Source organism: Citrobacter sp. CK206 (assembly GCF_030333125.1).
GTDB classification, from domain to species: Bacteria; Pseudomonadota; Gammaproteobacteria; order Enterobacterales; family Enterobacteriaceae; genus Citrobacter_B; species Citrobacter_B koseri.
In genome coordinates this window covers 163755-182270 of sequence record NZ_JAOWGM010000028.1, presented here as the reverse complement: position 1 = coordinate 182270, position 18516 = coordinate 163755, and the positions used below count along the sequence as shown (strand labels likewise).

15 protein-coding genes and 1 riboswitch are annotated in these 18516 nt (G+C 56.7%); of the genes, 5 read left to right on the top strand and 10 right to left on the bottom strand.

The genetic code is table 11. From position 1 onward, the window contains the following. Positions 1-32: 32 nt before the first annotated feature. Entirely contained in the window at positions 33-1505 is a 1473-nt protein-coding gene (gene dtpB / locus OGX81_RS13450; protein WP_104868066.1) for a dipeptide/tripeptide permease DtpB, read from the bottom strand. A 299-nt stretch (positions 1506-1804) separates the two neighbouring features. Then, positions 1805-2239 (bottom strand): universal stress protein UspA, encoded by a 435-nt coding sequence (uspA, locus tag OGX81_RS13445; protein WP_000323571.1) that lies wholly within the window; start codon positions 2237-2239, stop codon positions 1805-1807. Positions 2240-2630: 391 nt separating this feature from the next. Between uspA and uspB the strand changes: the two genes are divergently transcribed. Continuing rightward, on the top strand, positions 2631-2966 hold the full coding sequence (gene uspB / locus OGX81_RS13440; protein WP_012135627.1) for a universal stress protein UspB: 336 nt from the start codon (positions 2631-2633) through the stop codon (positions 2964-2966). 142 nt (positions 2967-3108) lie between these two features. Here uspB and pitA read toward each other — a convergent pair whose 3' ends face one another. Continuing rightward, a complete protein-coding gene (pitA, locus tag OGX81_RS13435; protein WP_012135626.1) occupies positions 3109-4605 on the bottom strand; it encodes an inorganic phosphate transporter PitA in 1497 nt (498 codons plus the stop codon). Positions 4606-4835: 230 nt separating this feature from the next. Between pitA and OGX81_RS13430 the strand changes: the two genes are divergently transcribed. Then, positions 4836-6029, top strand: a complete 1194-nt coding sequence (locus OGX81_RS13430) for a BaiN/RdsA family NAD(P)/FAD-dependent oxidoreductase (protein WP_104868067.1) — start codon at positions 4836-4838, stop codon at positions 6027-6029. A gap of 37 nt (positions 6030-6066) precedes the next feature. Here OGX81_RS13430 and OGX81_RS13425 read toward each other — a convergent pair whose 3' ends face one another. Beyond that, positions 6067-7080 (bottom strand): magnesium transporter, encoded by a 1014-nt coding sequence (locus OGX81_RS13425; RefSeq protein ID WP_104868068.1) that lies wholly within the window; start codon positions 7078-7080, stop codon positions 6067-6069. Between the two features lie 56 nt (positions 7081-7136). Continuing rightward, a riboswitch (M-box (ykoK) riboswitch) is annotated at positions 7137-7320 on the bottom strand. A gap of 413 nt (positions 7321-7733) precedes the next feature. Here OGX81_RS13425 and OGX81_RS13420 point away from each other — a divergent pair. From OGX81_RS13420 to OGX81_RS13410, 3 genes are read left to right on the top strand one after another with little or no spacing between them, the layout of a single operon-like run. Then, the gene (locus OGX81_RS13420) at positions 7734-8801 is read left to right on the top strand and encodes an HlyD family secretion protein (protein WP_012135621.1); all 1068 of its coding nucleotides are present in this window, start codon (positions 7734-7736) and stop codon (positions 8799-8801) included. Next, positions 8798-11545 carry a ribosome-associated ATPase/putative transporter RbbA gene (rbbA, locus tag OGX81_RS13415; protein WP_104868069.1) on the top strand — a complete coding sequence of 916 codons (2748 nt, stop codon included), beginning with the start codon at positions 8798-8800 and terminating at the stop codon, positions 11543-11545. The genes OGX81_RS13420 and rbbA overlap by 4 nt, the downstream gene beginning before the upstream one ends. Then, positions 11545-12669, top strand: coding sequence for an ABC transporter permease (locus OGX81_RS13410; RefSeq protein WP_049011518.1), 1125 nt, complete (start codon positions 11545-11547; stop codon positions 12667-12669). The genes rbbA and OGX81_RS13410 overlap by 1 nt, the downstream gene beginning before the upstream one ends. A 104-nt stretch (positions 12670-12773) precedes the next feature. Here OGX81_RS13410 and nikR read toward each other — a convergent pair whose 3' ends face one another. Genes nikR through nikA form a run of 6 tightly spaced genes read right to left on the bottom strand, consistent with a single transcriptional unit; the run spans position 12774 to position 18096 of the window. Continuing rightward, the gene (gene nikR, locus OGX81_RS13405) at positions 12774-13175 is read right to left on the bottom strand and encodes a nickel-responsive transcriptional regulator NikR (RefSeq protein ID WP_012135616.1); all 402 of its coding nucleotides are present in this window, start codon (positions 13173-13175) and stop codon (positions 12774-12776) included. A gap of 5 nt (positions 13176-13180) precedes the next feature. Then, positions 13181-13987 carry a nickel import ATP-binding protein NikE gene (gene nikE / locus OGX81_RS13400; protein ID WP_104868070.1) on the bottom strand — a complete coding sequence of 269 codons (807 nt, stop codon included), beginning with the start codon at positions 13985-13987 and terminating at the stop codon, positions 13181-13183. Then, a complete protein-coding gene (gene nikD, locus OGX81_RS13395; RefSeq protein WP_104868071.1) occupies positions 13984-14748 on the bottom strand; it encodes a nickel import ATP-binding protein NikD in 765 nt (254 codons plus the stop codon). Before nikD ends, nikE begins: the two co-directional genes overlap by 4 nt. Next, positions 14748-15581: a nickel ABC transporter permease subunit NikC gene (nikC, locus tag OGX81_RS13390; RefSeq protein WP_012135613.1), complete on the bottom strand. Its 834-nt coding sequence runs from the start codon at positions 15579-15581 to the stop codon at positions 14748-14750. The genes nikD and nikC overlap by 1 nt, the downstream gene beginning before the upstream one ends. Next, positions 15578-16522, bottom strand: coding sequence for a nickel ABC transporter permease subunit NikB (gene nikB, locus OGX81_RS13385; RefSeq protein ID WP_012135612.1), 945 nt, complete (start codon positions 16520-16522; stop codon positions 15578-15580). Before nikB ends, nikC begins: the two co-directional genes overlap by 4 nt. Next, a complete protein-coding gene (nikA, locus tag OGX81_RS13380) occupies positions 16522-18096 on the bottom strand; it encodes a nickel ABC transporter substrate-binding protein (RefSeq protein WP_104868072.1) in 1575 nt (524 codons plus the stop codon). Before nikA ends, nikB begins: the two co-directional genes overlap by 1 nt. Positions 18097-18516 lie beyond the last annotated feature (420 nt).

Sequence of the window (18516 nt, the reverse complement as noted above, 5' to 3'; positions counted from 1 at the left end):
TGTTACTCGCGGTCAGAACTAAAAGTTGACGCTTATTTACTGCTATCCGGCGTATTAATCATCCGGTTCAACCACGGCACCATAATCGCCATCACAACGGTGACCGCCAGTGTGACGAGGCCTATTTTGCTGAACACGCCGGTGTAGATAGGCAGCGTCTGGAGCGAGTCGGTGATGTTTTCCGGTACGGCGGTGAAGGTTGCGACATAGCCGCCTAGCAGGAAAGCCGCCGCCTGCGTCAGGAACCACATCCCGAGAATAAAGCCCATCAGGTGCTGAGGCACCAGCGCGGCAACCATCGCCAGCCCCAGGGCGCTAATCAGCAACTCACCCAGACTCTGGAACAGGTACACCAGCACGATAAACCACGGTGAAGTCAGCCCCTGCGCATCGGCAAACCACATGCCTGCGGCGGCGGCGGTCAGAAAGCCCAGCGAACAGAGGAACATGCCCAGCGTAAACTTCATCGGCATGGTCAGATCTTTGCCTTTGCTCCCCAGACGCGTGTAAATCGCCGCCAGTACCGGGCTGGCAACCACCACCCAGAATGGGTTCAGCGCCTGGAAGCTGACCGGGTTAATGGTAAAACCGAGAATATCGTGATGTACGTTATTGATTGCGAAGAAATTCAGCGATGTAGGCATCTGTGCGTACAGAATATAAAACAGCACCGCTTCAAGCATCAGGATAAAAGCGACGAACATTTTGTTGCGTCCGGTTTTATCCAGACGAAACGCTTCACGGAAGAAGAAAATGATGACCACAATCGACAGGACGATCAGCACCAGGTTGGCGATTTTTACGTTATGCATCAGCCAGGCGCAGAGGAAAATCATGGCGACGGTGCCGATCAGTACGGCGAGCAGATTACGGAAGCTCAGCGGCTTATGGTCTGGCTCTGAACCGATATCTTTCACCATGCCGCGACAGGCGAAGTAGACCAGCAGCGCGACAATCAGCCCGGCGCCGCACAGGTTATAGGTAACGGCATAGCCGAATTTGTCGGCGATGACCGGGGCGAGGGAGAGCGACAGCAGCGACCCGATGTTAATCGACATATAAAACAGGGTGAACGCGCCGTCCAGACGGGGGTCTTTGGGCAGGTAACACTTGGACAGCAGGCTCGCAGGGTTGGCTTTAAACAGCCCGTTACCGACGGCAATCGTCCCTAGCGCGATAAAAATCAGGTTCGGTTTCAGTAACGATAACCCGGTCATGAAGTAGCCGATCGCCAGGACAATCGCCCCCAGTACCAGGGTACGCTTAGTTCCCAGCAGGTGATCGCCAACGTAGCCGCCAATGGATATCAGGCCGTACACCAGTGCGGCAAATGCGCCAAAGGTGATAAATGCCTGTTCCTGAGAGAAGCCAAGCTGTTTAACAAAGAAAACCGCCAGGATGCCCTGGACGCCGTAATAGCCGAATCGCTCCCATAATTCTACAAAAAAGATCATGAAGAACGGACGGGGTTGCTGTAGCAAGCCCGTAGGTGCAGTTGTATTCATATTCCTTCGCCTTTCAATGCCATCCCGAAAAGTATGAACGCGTATGCCAAAACGCGCCGAAAAAGTCTGACTCTGTTATAGACTGCGGTCATTAACCGAATGAATAGATTATTATAGAGATGGTTTTCGATCTAATTAGTTGATCACACTAATTATGATTTGTGGCCTGGAATGTTGTACTGGAATGTGTTCGAGGGAAGGCATAAACAAAAACGCCCGCATTGGCGGGCGCTGTGTATATCGGGCTGATGAATGTCTGGCCGGATAAGGCGTCAGCCGCCATCCGGCACAACAGGAACTTACTCTTCTTCGTCGCGCAGCGGAACAATCAGCATGTCGACATGCACGGTATTAATCAGCTGGCGTGCTGAAGACATCAGTTTGCTCCAGAAGTCCTGATGATGACCACAAACGACCAGATCCATATCGTATTTTTTGATCGCGTCAACCAGTACCTGACCCAGATCGCCGCTGCCGCTCAGGGTTTCGGTGATAGGGTAACCGGCATTGGTGGAAAGTTCGGTCAGCGCATGGTGTGTTTCTTCAGAGATGCGTTTTTGCATATCGCCCAGATTCACGTCGATCAGGCCGGTGTACAGGTCAGAGTAATTGACATCAACGTGGATAAGAGAGACTTTCGCGTTGTAAGGACGCGCCATTGAAACCGCTTTTTCTACCAGAACTTTACTTTCCGGGGAAAGGTCAACCGCGATGAGAATGTGTTTGTAAGCCATAGTGTTACTCCTTCCATAAGTTGTCGATGACTAGCCAGCTAGCGTTTCTTGTGCCGCCGCGTCACCCGCGTCCTGCGAACTACAGCGCGGGGCTAGCCCAGCCGAGAAGTGAATGTAAAGACTATCCTTACATTATAGCGACCTGGATAATCCGTCAATCCGCCTTGCTTGCCAATCAGTTAAACAAAATTTTCAGTTAATTGCATTGATAGCGGTTAACCTTCTGGCAAAAAAATTAACTGATCTCCTACACTATTTAATAGAGCCGTTCGGATGCAGGGCACTGGCGTGAACGGTTTAGCAGGACTCTTTCACTGAACTGTCTGGCTGAGTATCGGGGGAGCGGTAGTCCCGGAGAGGAGCTCCGTGGGCGGGTCGCCGGGGAGGAGGTATGATAAGCACCGTCGCATTATTCTGGGCTTTATGTGTCGTTTGCATTGTTAATATGGCGCGCTATTTCTCATCGTTACGCGCGCTGTTAGTGGTACTGCGTGGTTGCGATCCATTGCTCTACCAATATGTGGATGGAGGTGGCTTCTTTACCTCGCATGGTCAACCCAACAAACAGATGCGTCTGGTGTGGTATATCTACGCGCAACGTTATCGCGATCACCACGATGATGAATTCATCCGCCGTTGTGAACGCGTTCGCGGCCAGTTCATCCTCACCAGCGCATTATGCGGTCTGGTGCTGATCAGTATGGTTGCGCTGTTGATTTGGCACTGAGCAAAAAAAGCGGGTCAGTTTCCTGACCCGCTCAATACGGTTGATTCTGCATTCCTTTGCCTGATGGCGCGTCGCTTTAAGGCCTACGTGCTGCGTTTTTGTAGGCCGGATAAGGCATCGCCGCCATCCGGCACGGTCGCGCTTAGATAATCTTCAGCGAGATCCAGTACAGCACGCCGGACAGAATAATCGCCGCTGGCAGGGTAAACACCCAGGCCATCAGAATGCTGGTGACCGTTTTGCGCTGTAGACCGCCACCGTCCACAACCATTGTCCCCGCGACGGAGGAAGAAAGGACGTGTGTGGTGGATACCGGCATACCGGTGTAGCTGGCGAGACCGATAGAGACTGCGGCCGTCATCTGCGCCGACATCCCTTGCGCATAGGTCATGCCTTTCTTACCAATCTTCTCACCGATGGTGGTCGCCACGCGGCGCCAGCCGATCATGGTGCCAATACCCAGCGCCAGCGCGACGGCCATGATGATCCAGATCGGCGCGTACTCAATGGTGCTCAGCATATCGGTTTTCAGTTTTTTCAGCAGACGCTGGTCGTCATTGCTTACGCCAGGCAGCTTCACGACTTTATCGGTCGTGTCGGAGATGCACAGCATAATGCGACGCAGCTGGCTACGCTGGTCAACGCTTAACGTGTCGTAGCTTTCCAGATTCGCCAGCATACCTTTCGCGCGATCAAGCGCGTTGATGGTATTCGCCGGGTGGCAATGGAACTCTGCGGGTTCTGTCGCGCCCGGTTCCGGTGCGGGAATCAGCTGATCCACGCCGGTGACTTTTTTCAGCAGATCAGGGTGCTGCTGGAAGTACGTTTCGACGTTGTTGATGGCGTCGCGGGTACGGGTAATTTCATAGCCGGATGCGTTCATATTGACGACGAAGCCCGCAGGCGCCACGCCAATCAGAACCAGCATGACCAGACCAATGCCTTTCTGACCATCGTTAGCGCCATGAGAGAACGCCACGCCGATAGCCGAGAGGATAAGTGCGATACGCGTCCAGAATGGCGGCTTTTTCTTACCGTCTTTCTTTTCACGTTCAGCAGGGGTCAGGTGGATACGTGCGCGCTTTTTAGTGCCGCTCCAGTAGCGACGCAGCAAAAAGATCAGACCGCCAGCAAACACCAGGCCTACGATAGGGGAGACAATCAATGACCCAAAGATATTGATAACTTTAGGTATATTTAGCGCATCCACCACTGAAGTGCCGGTCATCATTGCATTGGTTAAACCGATACCAATGATGGCGCCAATCAGCGTATGGGAACTGGAGGCAGGCAGACCAAAGTACCATGTACCGAGGTTCCAGATAATGGCCGCCAGCAACATAGAGAACACCATAGCGAGGCCATGTGCGGAACCCATGTTAAGCAGCAAATCCGTAGGCAACATATGCACGATGGCATAGGCTACACTCAGACCGCCCAGTAGAACGCCAAAGAAGTTAAAGACCGCAGCCATAACAACCGCCAGTTGCGAACGCATCGCACGGGTATAAATCACGGTTGCCACTGCGTTGGCTGTATCATGGAAGCCGTTAATCGCTTCGTAGAACAGCACAAAAGCCAGAGCAAGCAATAATAAAAGCCCGGTATGTAAATCCAGGCCAGCAAACAAATGTAGCATAGGACGTTACGCCATTTTGAGGACATGAACGCGGCGCATTATCAGTGACTTTCGCGGCGCGGGCAAAGTGAAATATAGACTTTTTTTGATATAACGCCTGCTTAATGTCATGCCACTAAAGAATTATCTTATAGAATTCAATTAAATACTCATATCCATTGATTTTGTCGCTGGTGCGACCACTGAGGAATCTTTACAATTCACGCCCTGTTTTCAGAGAGGATCGCAAAGTGGAAAGGTTTGATGCCGTTATTATAGGCGCTGGCGCGGCGGGTATGTTCTGTGCGGCGCAGGCCGGTCAGGCGGGGCGCCGCGTGCTGCTCGTCGATAATGGTAAAAAACCGGGGCGTAAGATCCTGATGTCCGGCGGCGGGCGCTGCAACTTTACGAATCTGTATGTCGAACCTGCTGCCTATCTGAGCCAGAACCCCCATTTCTGCAAATCGGCGCTGGCGCGTTACACCCAGTGGGACTTTATCGATCTGGTGGGCAAACACGGCATCGCCTGGCATGAAAAGACGCTTGGCCAGCTGTTCTGCGACGACTCTGCGCAGCAAATTGTCGATATGCTGGTGGCGGAATGCGCAAAGGGCAACGTGACGATGCGCCTGCGCAGCGAAGTGCTCAGTATTGCGCGTGATGACGAAGGGTTTACCCTGGAACTGAACGGCATGACGGTCGCGGCGAAAAAAGTGGTGATCGCCACGGGCGGTCTCTCCATGCCGGGTCTGGGCGCGTCGCCGTTGGGTTATAAAATTGCTGAACAGTTTGGTCTGGATGTCCTGCCGACCCGCGCCGGGCTGGTGCCCTTCACGTTGCATAAACCGCTGCTGGAGCAGCTTCAGGTGTTATCCGGCGTTTCGGTGCCTGCGGTGATCGCGGCGCAGGACGGTACGGTATTCCGTGAAAATCTGCTCTTTACCCACCGTGGGCTGTCAGGCCCGGCGGTTTTACAGATTTCGAGTTTCTGGCAGCCCGGCGAATTTGTCAGCATCAATTTGCTGCCGGAGGTCGATCCTGATGATTTCCTCAATGAACAACGTTGCGCGCACCCGAATCAAAGCCTGAAAAATACGCTGGCGATGCAGTTGCCGAAGCGCCTGGTGGAATGTTTACAGCAGCTTGGGCAGATCCCGGATGTTTCCCTGAAACAGTTGAACGCACGCGAGCAGCAAGCGCTGATTGAAACGCTGACCGAATGGCGCGTACAGCCTAACGGTACGGAAGGCTATCGCACGGCGGAAGTGACGCTTGGCGGCGTGAACACCGATGAACTTTCTTCGCGCACGATGGAGGCCCGAAAAGTGCCGGGACTTTATTTTATCGGCGAGGTGATGGATGTCACCGGTTGGCTGGGGGGCTACAACTTCCAGTGGGCCTGGTCGAGCGCGTGGGCATGCGCGCAGGCGCTGAGCGAAGGATAACGGGTTTGCCCGACCAGAGAGCGGTCGGGCGCAGTTGTCAGTTCAGGCCAAGAAAATACTGGGCGATTTTAAAGTAGATAATCAGTCCGGTGCCGTCGATCAGCGTGGCGATAAACGGCGCGGAGACCACCGCAGGGTCGATGCCGATGCGCTTGAGCACCATCGGGATCACCGATGACACCACCGCGCTCCACAGCGTAATGCATACCAGCGTCAGGCTGACGATCAGCGTGATTTCTACGCCGATACCCATCATCCAGGCGCGCAGACAACCCGCCAGGCCCAGCGTTATGGCGATCAGCAGCGAGGTCGACGCCTCTTTGCGAATGACCCGCCCCATGTCGCGCAGCCGCACTTCGCCCAGCGCCATTGCGCGTACCAGCGTAGAGGTTATTTGCGTACCGCTGTTGCCGCCGGTGCCAATCAGCAGGGGGATGAAGAAGGCCAGCGCAATCGCTGACTCCAGCGCCTCTTCGAAATGTTGCAGTACGCTACTGGTATAGGCTTCCGCCACAAACAGCAACAGTAGCCACACAGAACGTTTCTTCCACAGCGTCCACGGGCTGATGTCCAGATACGGTTTCTCCAGCGGCAGCGTCGCCCCCTGGCGCTGCACGTCTTCAGTGACGTCATCTTCCAGAAGATGGGCAATCTCTTTTTCCATCAGGCAGCCGACCAGCTCGCCTTTATCGACGACCGGCACCAGATCGAGCTGGCGTTCGGTCAGCTCGGCAATGATGTGTGGACGTTCGTCGTCGGGTTTGACGCGAAACAGGCAACTGTCCATTAAGGCGTGGATAGATTGCGCCGTGTCGCTTGCCTGTAAAAGTTTCTTGATGGATAAAACCCCGCGCAGCTGTTTTTCCGCAACCACAAACACCTGGCCGGGAATATCATCTGAGGTGAGTTGCGACACAAAGAATTCACGCGCCTCGTGAACGCTGAGATGATCCGGCAGCGTAATAAAATCGGTACGCATATATTGCGCGATAGCATCGCCGTCAAAAGCCGGAGCCGGGTGATGTGCGTTGCAAACGTGGATGGATGACATTGATGTAATTCCCTATAAAAAGCTCTCATAGGGGCGAACAAGACAGGATGAGCACAGGCAGATCCCTACGTCCTGGTTTTAGCACTGCACAACGTATCTGTCCGGTGTTTACGCCGTCAGAAGTTACCTTGGCAACACCTTGATTCGATGGATGCCTGTATTTCCCTGAGTGGTCTCTCTCGATACCAGCAGGGCGGTAACTTATATTTGTGCAGGAGCCTCGCCATAACGAGATCGATAAAATGAGCCGCCAGTATAGAGAATGTTAACCATTCACAATGTTTATAATTTAGATGGTTTATCAACGGTTGATATACCACATTGTCTCTCTGCCAATAAAAGCCAGCGAAACCCATTAAAGAATGAAGTGAATAGACATCACGGGTATTGGTGTTAGTATTTCATTGATAGTACATATGAGTATGCGTGTTTCATTTACGGCCAGGAACGCTGATGATGACAACATTAGTACCCGTTTTTCGAGCATTTCCGTCATTCACTTTCCTTTACGGCGAGCGCCGCGCTGACGCCTGCATGCCGTCTGGCCATTTTCTTTTTTTCCTTCTTATCCCGGATGGAATATCCCGCTGAACATGTGTTCGGGGGTGTTGTGACACGCATTGTTGGCTAACAGGGATCACGGCGGGTCGGATATGGACAAAATAAAGCGTCATCTGGTGTGGTGGAGTGTTGGCATCCTGGTGGCAATAGCAGCCGTAGCGTGGTGGATGCTACGTCCTGCTGGCGTACCGGATGGCTTTGCCGCCAGCAACGGCAGAATTGAGGCAACAGAAGTCGATATTGCCACCAAAATCGCCGGTCGAATTGACACCATTCTGGTGTCGGAAGGGCAGTTTGTGCGCCAGGGCGAGGTGCTGGCGAAGATGGACACCCGCGTGTTGCAGGAACAGCGGCTGGAAGCCATCGCGCAAATCAAAGAGGCTGAAAGCGCGGTTGCCGCCGCGCGCGCCCTGCTGGAGCAACGCCAGAGCGAAACGCGCGCCGCCCAGTCGGTGGTGAAGCAGCGTGAAGCAGAGCTGGATTCGGTCTCCAAACGTCATGTGCGTTCCCGCTCGCTGTCGCAGCGCGGTGCGGTTTCCGCTCAACAGCTGGATGACGATCGCGCCGCTGCCGAAAGCGCTCGCGCCGCGCTGGAATCCGCCAAAGCCCAGGTCTCTGCGACGAAAGCGGCGATTGAAGCGGCCCGCACCAGCATTATTCAGGCGCAGACCCGCGTAGACGCGGCGCAGGCTACCGAGCGACGCATTGTGGCGGACATCGATGACAGTGAATTAAAAGCGCCGCGAGATGGCCGCGTCCAGTACCGCGTTGCCGAACCGGGAGAGGTGCTGTCTGCGGGCGGTCGGGTGCTGAATATGGTCGATCTCAGCGATGTCTACATGACCTTCTTCCTGCCGACCGAGCAGGCCGGCCTGCTGAAAATTGGCGGAGAAGCGCGCCTGGTGCTGGATGCCGCGCCCAGCCTGCGCATTCCGGCCACCATCAGTTTTGTCGCCAGCGTCGCGCAGTTCACGCCGAAAACCGTCGAAACCAGCGATGAACGGCTGAAGCTGATGTTCCGCGTGAAGGCGCGTATCCCGCCAGCGCTGTTACAGCAGCATCTGGAATACGTTAAAACCGGTTTGCCGGGTATGGCATGGGTGCGGCTGGATGAACAGCGTCCCTGGCCTGACGATCTGGCGGTGAGGCTACCGCAATGACGAACCTGGCGCGTCTTCCCATTCCTCCCGTGGCGCACCTTGACGGCGTGAGTCAGCATTACGGGGCAACGGTGGCGCTGAACAACATCACGCTGGATATCCCCGCTCGCTGTATGGTGGGGCTGATTGGCCCGGATGGCGTCGGTAAGTCGAGCCTGCTGTCGCTTATCTCCGGCGCGCGCGTTATCGAGCAAGGCAATGTGCGGGTGCTGGGCGGCGACATGCGCGATGCGACGCACCGCCGCGATGTCTGCCCACGGATAGCCTGGATGCCGCAGGGGCTGGGAAAGAACCTCTACCATACGCTGTCGGTGTATGAGAACGTCGATTTCTTCGCGCGTCTCTTCGGGCATGATAAAGCGGAGCGTGAAGCGCGAATTACCGATCTGCTGAACAGCACCGGGCTGGCGCCGTTTCGCGATCGCCCGGCGGGGAAGCTCTCGGGCGGCATGAAACAAAAACTGGGGCTGTGCTGCGCGCTGATCCATGACCCGGAACTGCTGATTCTTGACGAGCCTACCACCGGGGTTGACCCGCTTTCCCGCGCCCAGTTCTGGGCGTTGATCGACAGCATTCGTCAGCGCCAGACTAACATGAGCGTGCTGGTCGCCACGGCCTATATGGAAGAAGCCGAGCGTTTCGACTGGCTGGTGGCGATGAACGCAGGTGAAGTGATGGCGACGGGCAGTGCGCAAGAACTGCGGGACAAAACCGGCAGCGCCACGCTGGAGCAGGCGTTTATCGCCCTGTTGCCAGAGGCGCAGCGCCAGGCGCACAAACCCGTTGTTATCCCGCCTTATGATGCGACGCAGGAAGAGATCGCCATTGAGGCGAAAGATCTGACCATGCGGTTTGGCAATTTCGTCGCCGTCGATCACGTCAATTTCCGCATCCCGCGCGGAGAGATTTTTGGTTTTCTGGGCTCGAACGGCTGCGGCAAGTCCACCACCATGAAAATGCTCACCGGGCTGCTGCCTGCCAGCGAAGGGGAAGCCTGGCTGTTCGGACAGTCGGTTGACCCGAAGGATATCGAAACCCGCCGCCGGGTGGGTTACATGTCGCAGGCGTTTTCACTCTACAGCGAGCTGACCGTGCGGCAAAACCTGGAGCTACATGCCCGCCTGTTCCACATCCCGGACGCAGAGATTCCGCAGCGCGTAGCGCAGATGAGCGAGCGTTTTATGCTCTCTGACGTCGAAGATATGCTGCCGGAAGCGCTGCCGCTCGGTATTCGCCAGCGCTTGTCGCTGGCGGTGGCGGTGATCCATCGCCCGGAAATGCTGATTCTGGATGAGCCGACCTCCGGTGTGGATCCGGTCGCCAGGGATATGTTCTGGCAGTTGATGGTGGATCTGTCGCGCCAGGATAAGGTGACCATTTTTATCTCCACCCACTTTATGAACGAAGCGGAACGCTGTGACCGTATGTCGCTGATGCACGCCGGAAAGGTGCTTGCCAGCGGCACGCCGCAGGAACTGGTAGAGCGGCGGGGCGCAGCCAGTCTTGAAGAGGCGTTTATCTCCTGGTTACAGGAAGCCGCAGGGCCAGCGCCTGTATCACCGCTGCCGCCAGCGGACGCGCCAGACGCGCATAAAACGAGTAAACCGCCGCGCCAGGGCTTTAGTCTGCGACGCCTGTTCAGCTACAGCCGCCGTGAAGCGCTGGAGCTGCGCCGCGATCCGGTGCGGTCAACGCTGGCCTTGCTGGGGACGGTCATTTTGATGCTGATCATGGGCTACGGTATCAGCATGGATGTGGAAAATCTGCGCTTTGCCGTGCTCGATCGCGATCGGACCGTCAGCAGCCAGGCCTGGTCGTTGAACCTGGCGGGGTCTCGCTATTTTATCGAGCAGTCGCCGCTCACCAGCTATGACGATCTTGACCGACGTATGCGCTCGGGCGAGGTGGCGGTCGCGATAGAACTTCCGCCCAATTTTGGACGGGATATCGCCCGCGGCACGCCGGTGCAGATTGGCGTGTGGGTGGATGGCGCAATGCCCAGTCGCGCGGAAACGGTGAGGGGATACGTACAGGCGATGCACCAGAGCTGGCTACAGGATGTAGCGAGCCGTCAGCCGAATGCCAGCAGCCAGGGCGGGCTGATGACCATTGAAACGCGCTATCGCTACAACCCGGATGTGAAAAGCCTGCCAGCGATTGTGCCGGCGGTGATTCCGCTGCTGTTGATGATGATCCCGTCGATGCTCAGCGCCCTGAGCGTGGTGCGTGAAAAAGAGCTGGGATCGATTATCAACTTGTATGTGACGCCGACCACCCGCAGCGAATTTTTACTCGGTAAACAGTTGCCGTACATCGCGCTGGGGATGCTGAACTTCCTGTTGCTCTGCGCGCTGTCGGTGTCCGTTTTTGGCGTGCCGCATAAGGGCAGCTTCCTGACGCTCACCCTGGCGGCGCTGCTTTACGTCACCATCGCCACCGGAATGGGGCTGCTGATTTCGACGTTTATGAAAAGCCAGATCGCCGCGATTTTCGGCACCTCGATCATTACGCTGATCCCGGCGACCCAGTTCTCCGGGATGATCGACCCGGTGGCGTCGCTGGAAGGGCCGGGGAGATGGATCGGCGAGATCTACCCGACCAGCCATTTTCTGACGATCGCGCGCGGTACGTTCTCGAAAGCGCTGGATCTGATGGATCTCTGGCCGCTGTTCGTGCCGTTGGCGATCGCCATTCCGCTGGTGATTGGCCTGAGCGTATTGCTGCTGAAAAAACAGGAGGGGTGATGCGCCGATTACGCAATATTTATAACCTCGGTATCAAAGAGTTACGCAGCCTGCTGGGGGATAAGGCAATGCTGACGCTGATTGTCTTTGCCTTCACGATTTCGGTGTACTCCTCCGCCACCGTTCTGCCGGGTTCGTTGCACCTTGCGCCAATCGCGATTGCCGATATGGACCAGTCTCAGCTGTCGAATCGCATTGTGAACAGCTTCTATCGCCCGTGGTTCCTGCCGCCGGAGATGATCACCGCCGATGAGATGGACGCCGGACTGGATGCCGGACGTTACACCTTTGCCGTCAATATTCCGCCCAATTTCCAACGGGATGTGCTGGCGGGGCGGCAGCCGGATATTCAGGTGAACGTCGATGCGACGCGCATGAGTCAGGCGTTTACCGGCAACAGCTATATCCAGAACATTATCAGCGGCGAGGTGAACAGCTTTGTGGCGCGTTACCGCGACAATAGCGAGCCGCTGGTCTCGCTGGAAACCCGGATGCGCTTCAACCCGAATCTGGACCCGGCATGGTTCGGCGGCGTAATGGCGATTATTAATAACATCACCATGCTGGCAATTGTGCTGACCGGCTCGGCGCTGATCCGTGAGCGGGAGCACGGGACGATTGAACACCTGCTGGTGATGCCGATCACCCCGTTTGAGATCATGATGGCGAAGGTCTGGTCGATGGGGCTGGTGGTGCTGGTGGTTTCCGGGCTGTCGCTGATGCTGATGGTGAAGGGGGCACTCGGCGTGCCGATTGAGGGCTCCATTCCGCTGTTTATGCTGGGGGTCGCGTTAAGCCTGTTCGCCACCACGTCTATCGGCATTTTTATGGGCACCCTGGCGCGTTCGATGCCGCAACTGGGGCTGCTGATGATTCTGGTGCTGCTGCCGTTGCAGATGCTCTCCGGCGGTTCCACGCCGCGTGAAAGTATGCCGCAGATGGTGCAGGACATCATGCTGACGATGCCGACCACTCACTTTGTCAGCCTCGCGCAGGCGATACTTTATCGCGGCGCCGGGTTTGGCATCGTCTGGCCGCAGTTTCTGACGCTACTGGCGATCGGCAGCGCTTTCTTCCTGATAGCGCTACTGCGTTTCAGAAAGACGATTGGCACGATGGCGTAAACATTATTGCCGGATGGCGGCTACGCCTTATCCGGCCTGTGAACTACCAACGAAAACGGACGTAGGCCGGGCAAGCGAAGCGCCCCCGGCAACGAAACAGGCAATCACTCTTCTTTCGGCAAACACTGCAAATGACCGTGGCGCACGCCGCGCTGGGCGATGACGTCATCGGCAAAATGCTGAACGTCGCCCATATCGCCTTTCAGTACGGCGATCTCCAGACAGTCGTCGTGATTAATGTGTACATGCAGCGTCGCCACCGACAAATCATGGTGATGATGCTGAGTGGAAACGATGCGGCTGGCTAAATCGCGTTTCTCATGCTCATAAACATACGAGAGCACCGCGAAACCCTGGGTGCCGTGCTCCTGCGTGGCCTCCTGCGCCAGCGCGCCGCGCAGAATGTCACGAATCGCTTCGGAGCGGTTGTTGTAACCCCGACGCTGGCTCAGGCTATCCAGCGTTTCGAGTAAATCGTCATCGAGAGTAATAGTGACACGTTGCATCTGAATTAAACCTTTTCTGTTGCGCGACGGCGCACGGGAAATGCGGGAAGTACCGCATTTTGTAACACACGCCCGGCGTCAGAGGAAAAGGTTAATGTGTCACCTACGGTTCGCGTCTCAACAATCTGCCCTTCATCCATCACCATTACCCGGTGGCAAAAACGTTCCACCAGACGTAAATCGTGGGTGATAAACAGACAGGCGGTGCCGAACTGCTGTTGCAGCTTTTTGAGCAGACGAATGACGCCCGCCTGCAATACCAGATCGAGGTTGGAGACCGCTTCATCCAGAATCAGTAATTTGGGTTCGACCGCCAGCGCCCGCGCCAGGCAGACGCGCTGTAATTGCCCGCCGCTCAGCTGTGGCGGACGTTTATCCAGAAGCGTGTCGTCCAGATCCACCGCCCGCAGCATCTCGCTGGCGCGCGCGATTTGCTCGGCTCTGGAAAGCGACAGCAAATGGCGCATCGGTTCACGCAGGATCTCGCGTACGGTTTTACGCGGGTTTACCGCGCTGATTGAGTCCTGAAACACCATCTGGATATCACGGCGAAACGCTTTTTGTCTGGCCCGGTTAAGCGTGGAGAGCGGCTCGCCCTGCCAGCAGACGCGGCCCTGCGTCGGCGATTCCAGCCCGACCAGCAGGCGGGCAAGCGTGCTTTTCCCGCAGCCGCTACGCCCCAATAACGCCACGGTTTCGCCGCTTTTCAGGCTTAATGACACCTCTTTCAGCACCGTGTGATGCTGATGTTTGCCGCTGAGGTTAGCGTGCGCGTATTGATGGGAAATACCGCTTACCGTCAGTAACGTCATGAGGCTAACTCCATACCGTACAGCGCGAGATGCGCCGAAACCAGATTACGCGTCACGCTATGCTGCGGGGTGCGGAATAACGTTTCAACGTCACCCAGTTCTACGATCTTGCCGTTGTCCATTACTGCCACATCGTCCGCCAGTCGCGCGACGACGCCCATATCATGAGTGACCAGCAGCATACCGGGCGCGCGGCTGCGCATAATGCTTTCCAGGAGATCGAGGATTCGTGCCTGGGCGACCACGTCCAGGTCGGTTGTTGGTTCGTCCGCGATGATGAACGGCGCGTCACACAGCAGCGCCATCGCAATCATCATGCGTTGCAGCATGCCGCCGCTCATCTCGAACGGGTAAAGCTTCAGCACCCGCGCGGCATTTTCCAGACCTACCGCCTCCAGTGCCGCGATAAGCGTGGCGTCATCCGCCGGTTTACCTGATGCCAGGCAGGTTTCTTTTGCGTGGGCCGCCATCGTGTGCAGCGGATTAAAGGCGCTGCGCGGGTTCTGCATGATGGTCGCGACCTTAATTCCACGCAGCTTGCAGGGGGAAATCGGCTGACCATCGGCCAGAATGGCGCCCGCTGTCTGACGCACGCCTGCGGGCAGGATGCCCAGCGTCGCCGCGCAGGTCAGCGATTTACCGCTGCCGCTGCCGCCTACCAGCGCCAGTACGCGCCCGCGCCTGAGCGCTAACGACACGCCGTGCACCAACGGTCTGTCTGCTTGCAACACAATGTTTTGTAATTCAATTTGTTGTGGCATCAGTGGGCATGCTCCGTCACCAGATGAGGGTCGAGGTGATCGCGCAGGGCGTCACCCACCATGTTAAAGGCCATCACGCTGATAAACAGCGCCAGTCCCGGCCAGAACATCTGTAGCGGCTGAGTCCAGATATACTGGCGCGCATCGTTAATCATTACGCCCCATTCCGGCGTTGGCGCAGTGACGCCGAGGCCGAGGAACGACATCCCGGCGACGTGCAGCATCATATGGCCGATATCCAGCGTCGCCAGCACGAGCAGGGAGGGAATTACCGCCCCGGCCAGGTGGTCGATAAACACGCGCACATGCCCGGCGCCGGAAAGGCGCGAGGCGAGCACAAATTCACGCTGGCGCAGGGAGATCACCAGGCTGCGCACCATCCGCGCATACCAGGCCCAGTGCGACAGGGCGATTGCGATGATGACGTTGGTCAACCCCGTCCCCAACACGCCCACGAGGAAAAAAGAGAGGATGGAGGTCGGGAACGTCATAAAGATATCCGCGACGCGCATGGTGAACTGATCGACGCGACCGCCCATCAGCCCGGCGCTGCCGCCGACGATCAGCCCCAGCGCTAACACCAGCAACAAACAGGCGATTACGGAACCGAGCGAGACGCGGGTTGCCGCCAGCAGGCGGGAGAAAATATCGCGTCCCAGATGGTCGGTGCCCAGCCAGTGCTGGCTGTCCGGCGACAGTAAACGTGACGGTAAATCAATCGCCTGCGGATCGTACGGCAACCACCACTGGCTGGTGAGCGCGATGATCGCCAGCAAAGCGATAATGAGGAGCGCCAGGCGCACCGGCCAGCGTGCAGAGAGAAAAAAATTCACGAATGCGCTCCTTCATGGCGACGAATGCGCGGGTCCAGCGCGGCGTTCAGCAGGTCAACAATCAGGTTACAGACCACGAAAACCACCACCATAATGAGCGTAAAGCACTGAATGACCGGGTAGTCGCGGTTAAAAATGGCTGACACCGCATAGCGCCCGACGCCCGGCCAGGCGAAGATGTTTTCGATAATCATCGTGCCGCCAATCAGTTCGCCAATGTGCATCCCGACGGCGGTAATCATGGGTAGCGACGCGTTACGCAGAATATGGCGGCGCTCGGTTTGTTTCGCGTTCAGGCCGCGCAGACGCGCCCATGTGACGTGGCGCTGCCCGGCGACTTCCAGCATGCTGGCGCGCAGCAGGCGGGCGTTAATCGCCAGCGACATAAACGCAATCGACACCGCAGGCAGAATGATGTGCTGCCAGCCGCCGTAGCCCATTGCCGGTAGCCACTTTAAATACACCGAGAAGAACATCACCAGCAGGAAGGCGAGCCAGAAGTTGGGCATTGATACGCCGAGAAACGCGATCAGCCGCACGATGAAGTCCGGCAAACGGTCACGATGGCGCGCCGCCCAGATCCCCAGCGGTACAGACGTGAGCAGGATCAGCACCAGCGCCGCGCCCGCCAGCTGTAGCGTGGCGGGCAGAAAGTTCAGTACGTCCTCCAGCACCGGGCGCTGAGTGGCGAAAGAGATGCCAAAATCCAGATGCAGCGCTTTCCACAGCCAGGAGCCGTACTGCACGACCAGCGGTTGATCCAACCCCAGCATAACCCGCGTGGAGGCGACCATCTCTGGCGTTGGCGGTAAGTTAGAGAGCCGCAGATAGTCGAGCGCCGGGTCGCCGGTGCCCATGCGCAGCATCAAAAAGATAATCACCGACGCGGCGAAAATCATCGGGATCAGCAGCAAAATGCGCCGCACAATATAACGCAGCATCAGGGTTTCACCGGGTTGATCTGTTCAAATGGGATCTCGGAGGTGATGGGCGCATAAGGAATTTTCCCCAGCTCGGGTTTCGCCACCACCATCATCGACATATAGCTGATGGGCAGATACACCGCATCGTTATGCAGACGCGTCAGGATGTCGCGATACAGAGACTTACGCTGCGCCTCATCGGTGGTGGTGAGCACCTCGCCAATTTCTTTATCAATTTGCGCTTTGTCCGGCAGCCCAAGCTGCGCCTGATAATCGGCGTGGGACGGTACGCGCATTGAGCTCATAAACGCATGCGGATCGTATGGCGCGCCCCAGGTGCGGGAGAAAATCATCCCGAAACGGCCATCGCGCATACGGGCATAAATACTGCTCTCTTCCTCGCCTACCAGCGACACATCGACGCCCACTTTGCGCATATCGGCCTGGATGATTTCCGCCATTGATTTGCTCAGCGCGTCGGTGCCGATATAGGCCAGCTCAACGTGCAGCGGCTGACCGGCTTTTTCACGAATGGTTTTCCCGGCAGGCAATGTCCAGCCCGCTTTTTCCAGCAGCGCGTTAGCCTGTTGGGGATCGTACTGGCGTGGTTTCAGGCCAATGTCGGCGTAAGGCACGGAGGGGGCAAACAGCGTATCGGCGATCTGCTGGGTGCCGTACAGGGCATTATCGATCAGCGATTTTTTATTTACCGCATAGTTCAGCGCTTCACGCACCGCCAGCTCGTTGGTTGGCGCTTTGGCGGAGTTCAGCGCCAGCATGACGGTCTCAACCGGCGCGGAAAGCTGGGTACGGTATTCCGGCGTCTGGCTGAAACGGGCGAAGGTATCGAGCGGCAGCAGTCCTTCATTGCCATACAGCAGGTCAATATCGCCGGTCTCAAAGGCCACCGCGCGGGTCGTCGGGTCCGGGATCACTTTAATCGTTATCTGGCGGATCGCGGGTTTCTCGCCCCAGTAGTGGTCATTGCGTACCAGCACGTCGTACTGGTTGAGCTTCGACGCTTTCAGAACCCACGGCCCGGTTCCGACAGGCGCTTTAATGCCGTTCATCGTTTCGTTGTTTTTAAACTGGGACGGGGCGATAAAGCGGAAAGGGCGCGGCAGGGCGAGTTCTTGCAGGAAAGGATAATAGGCGCTTTTCAGGGTGATTTGCAGTTCGGTTTTACTCAGCGCTTTGACGTCGGTGATTTGGTTCGTCAGCTCCAGCCAGGCATGGCGCAGGCGGTTATCAAGCACCGCGCGGAAGTTCTCTGCTGCGGCCTGGGCGTTAAACGCTTCGCCGTTAGAGAAGGTTACGTCATCGCGCAGCGTAAACACCCAGGTTTTGCCATCTGCCGAGTGGGTCCAGCTTTTTGCCAGCCAGGGTTTTACTGAACCATCCGCCTGATACTTCACCAGCGGTTCATACACCATGCTCTGGGCGAACATCTGGTTAGGCGTATAAAGGTGCGGGTTTAGCGGCCCTACGTTTACCGGCCATGCGGTGGTGATCTCGTCAGGTGCGGCGGCATGCGCGAGGAATGACGCACAGGCCAGCAGCGCAAAAAGTGTGTGGCGTAGTCTGGACAAAATGGTGGCCCCGATTAAAAAGAGGTACGACTAAATGAGTATGACGATTCTAAAGATTCATCATACTTTTGACGTGTTCTGGATCAATAGTTGGGCGGTCAAAGGGGAAAGGTATACGAAAATCATATGGTAGCGGATGTTTTCTATGAGGAGATTATTTCACTCTGAAATATTGTTCCGTTCACTTTAGGTTCAGCATTTATCTGGAGCCTCGTCACCTGTGAACGTGCAAGGGAGGCTCGCCGCCGCCTCCCTTGCAACCCAGGCTCTCCGGCAGGGAAAATCGCCGCTGCGCGGTTTATTCGCCTTATTCCGTCTGCCTTTCGGGTCGGGGCCGAGCCTGCGTCCCCTCCGCCCGCGTCCCTGCGGGCGGACCCGGTCAGCCGTCAACGTCTCATCGATTTTCAGCCGGAACAGGGGCAT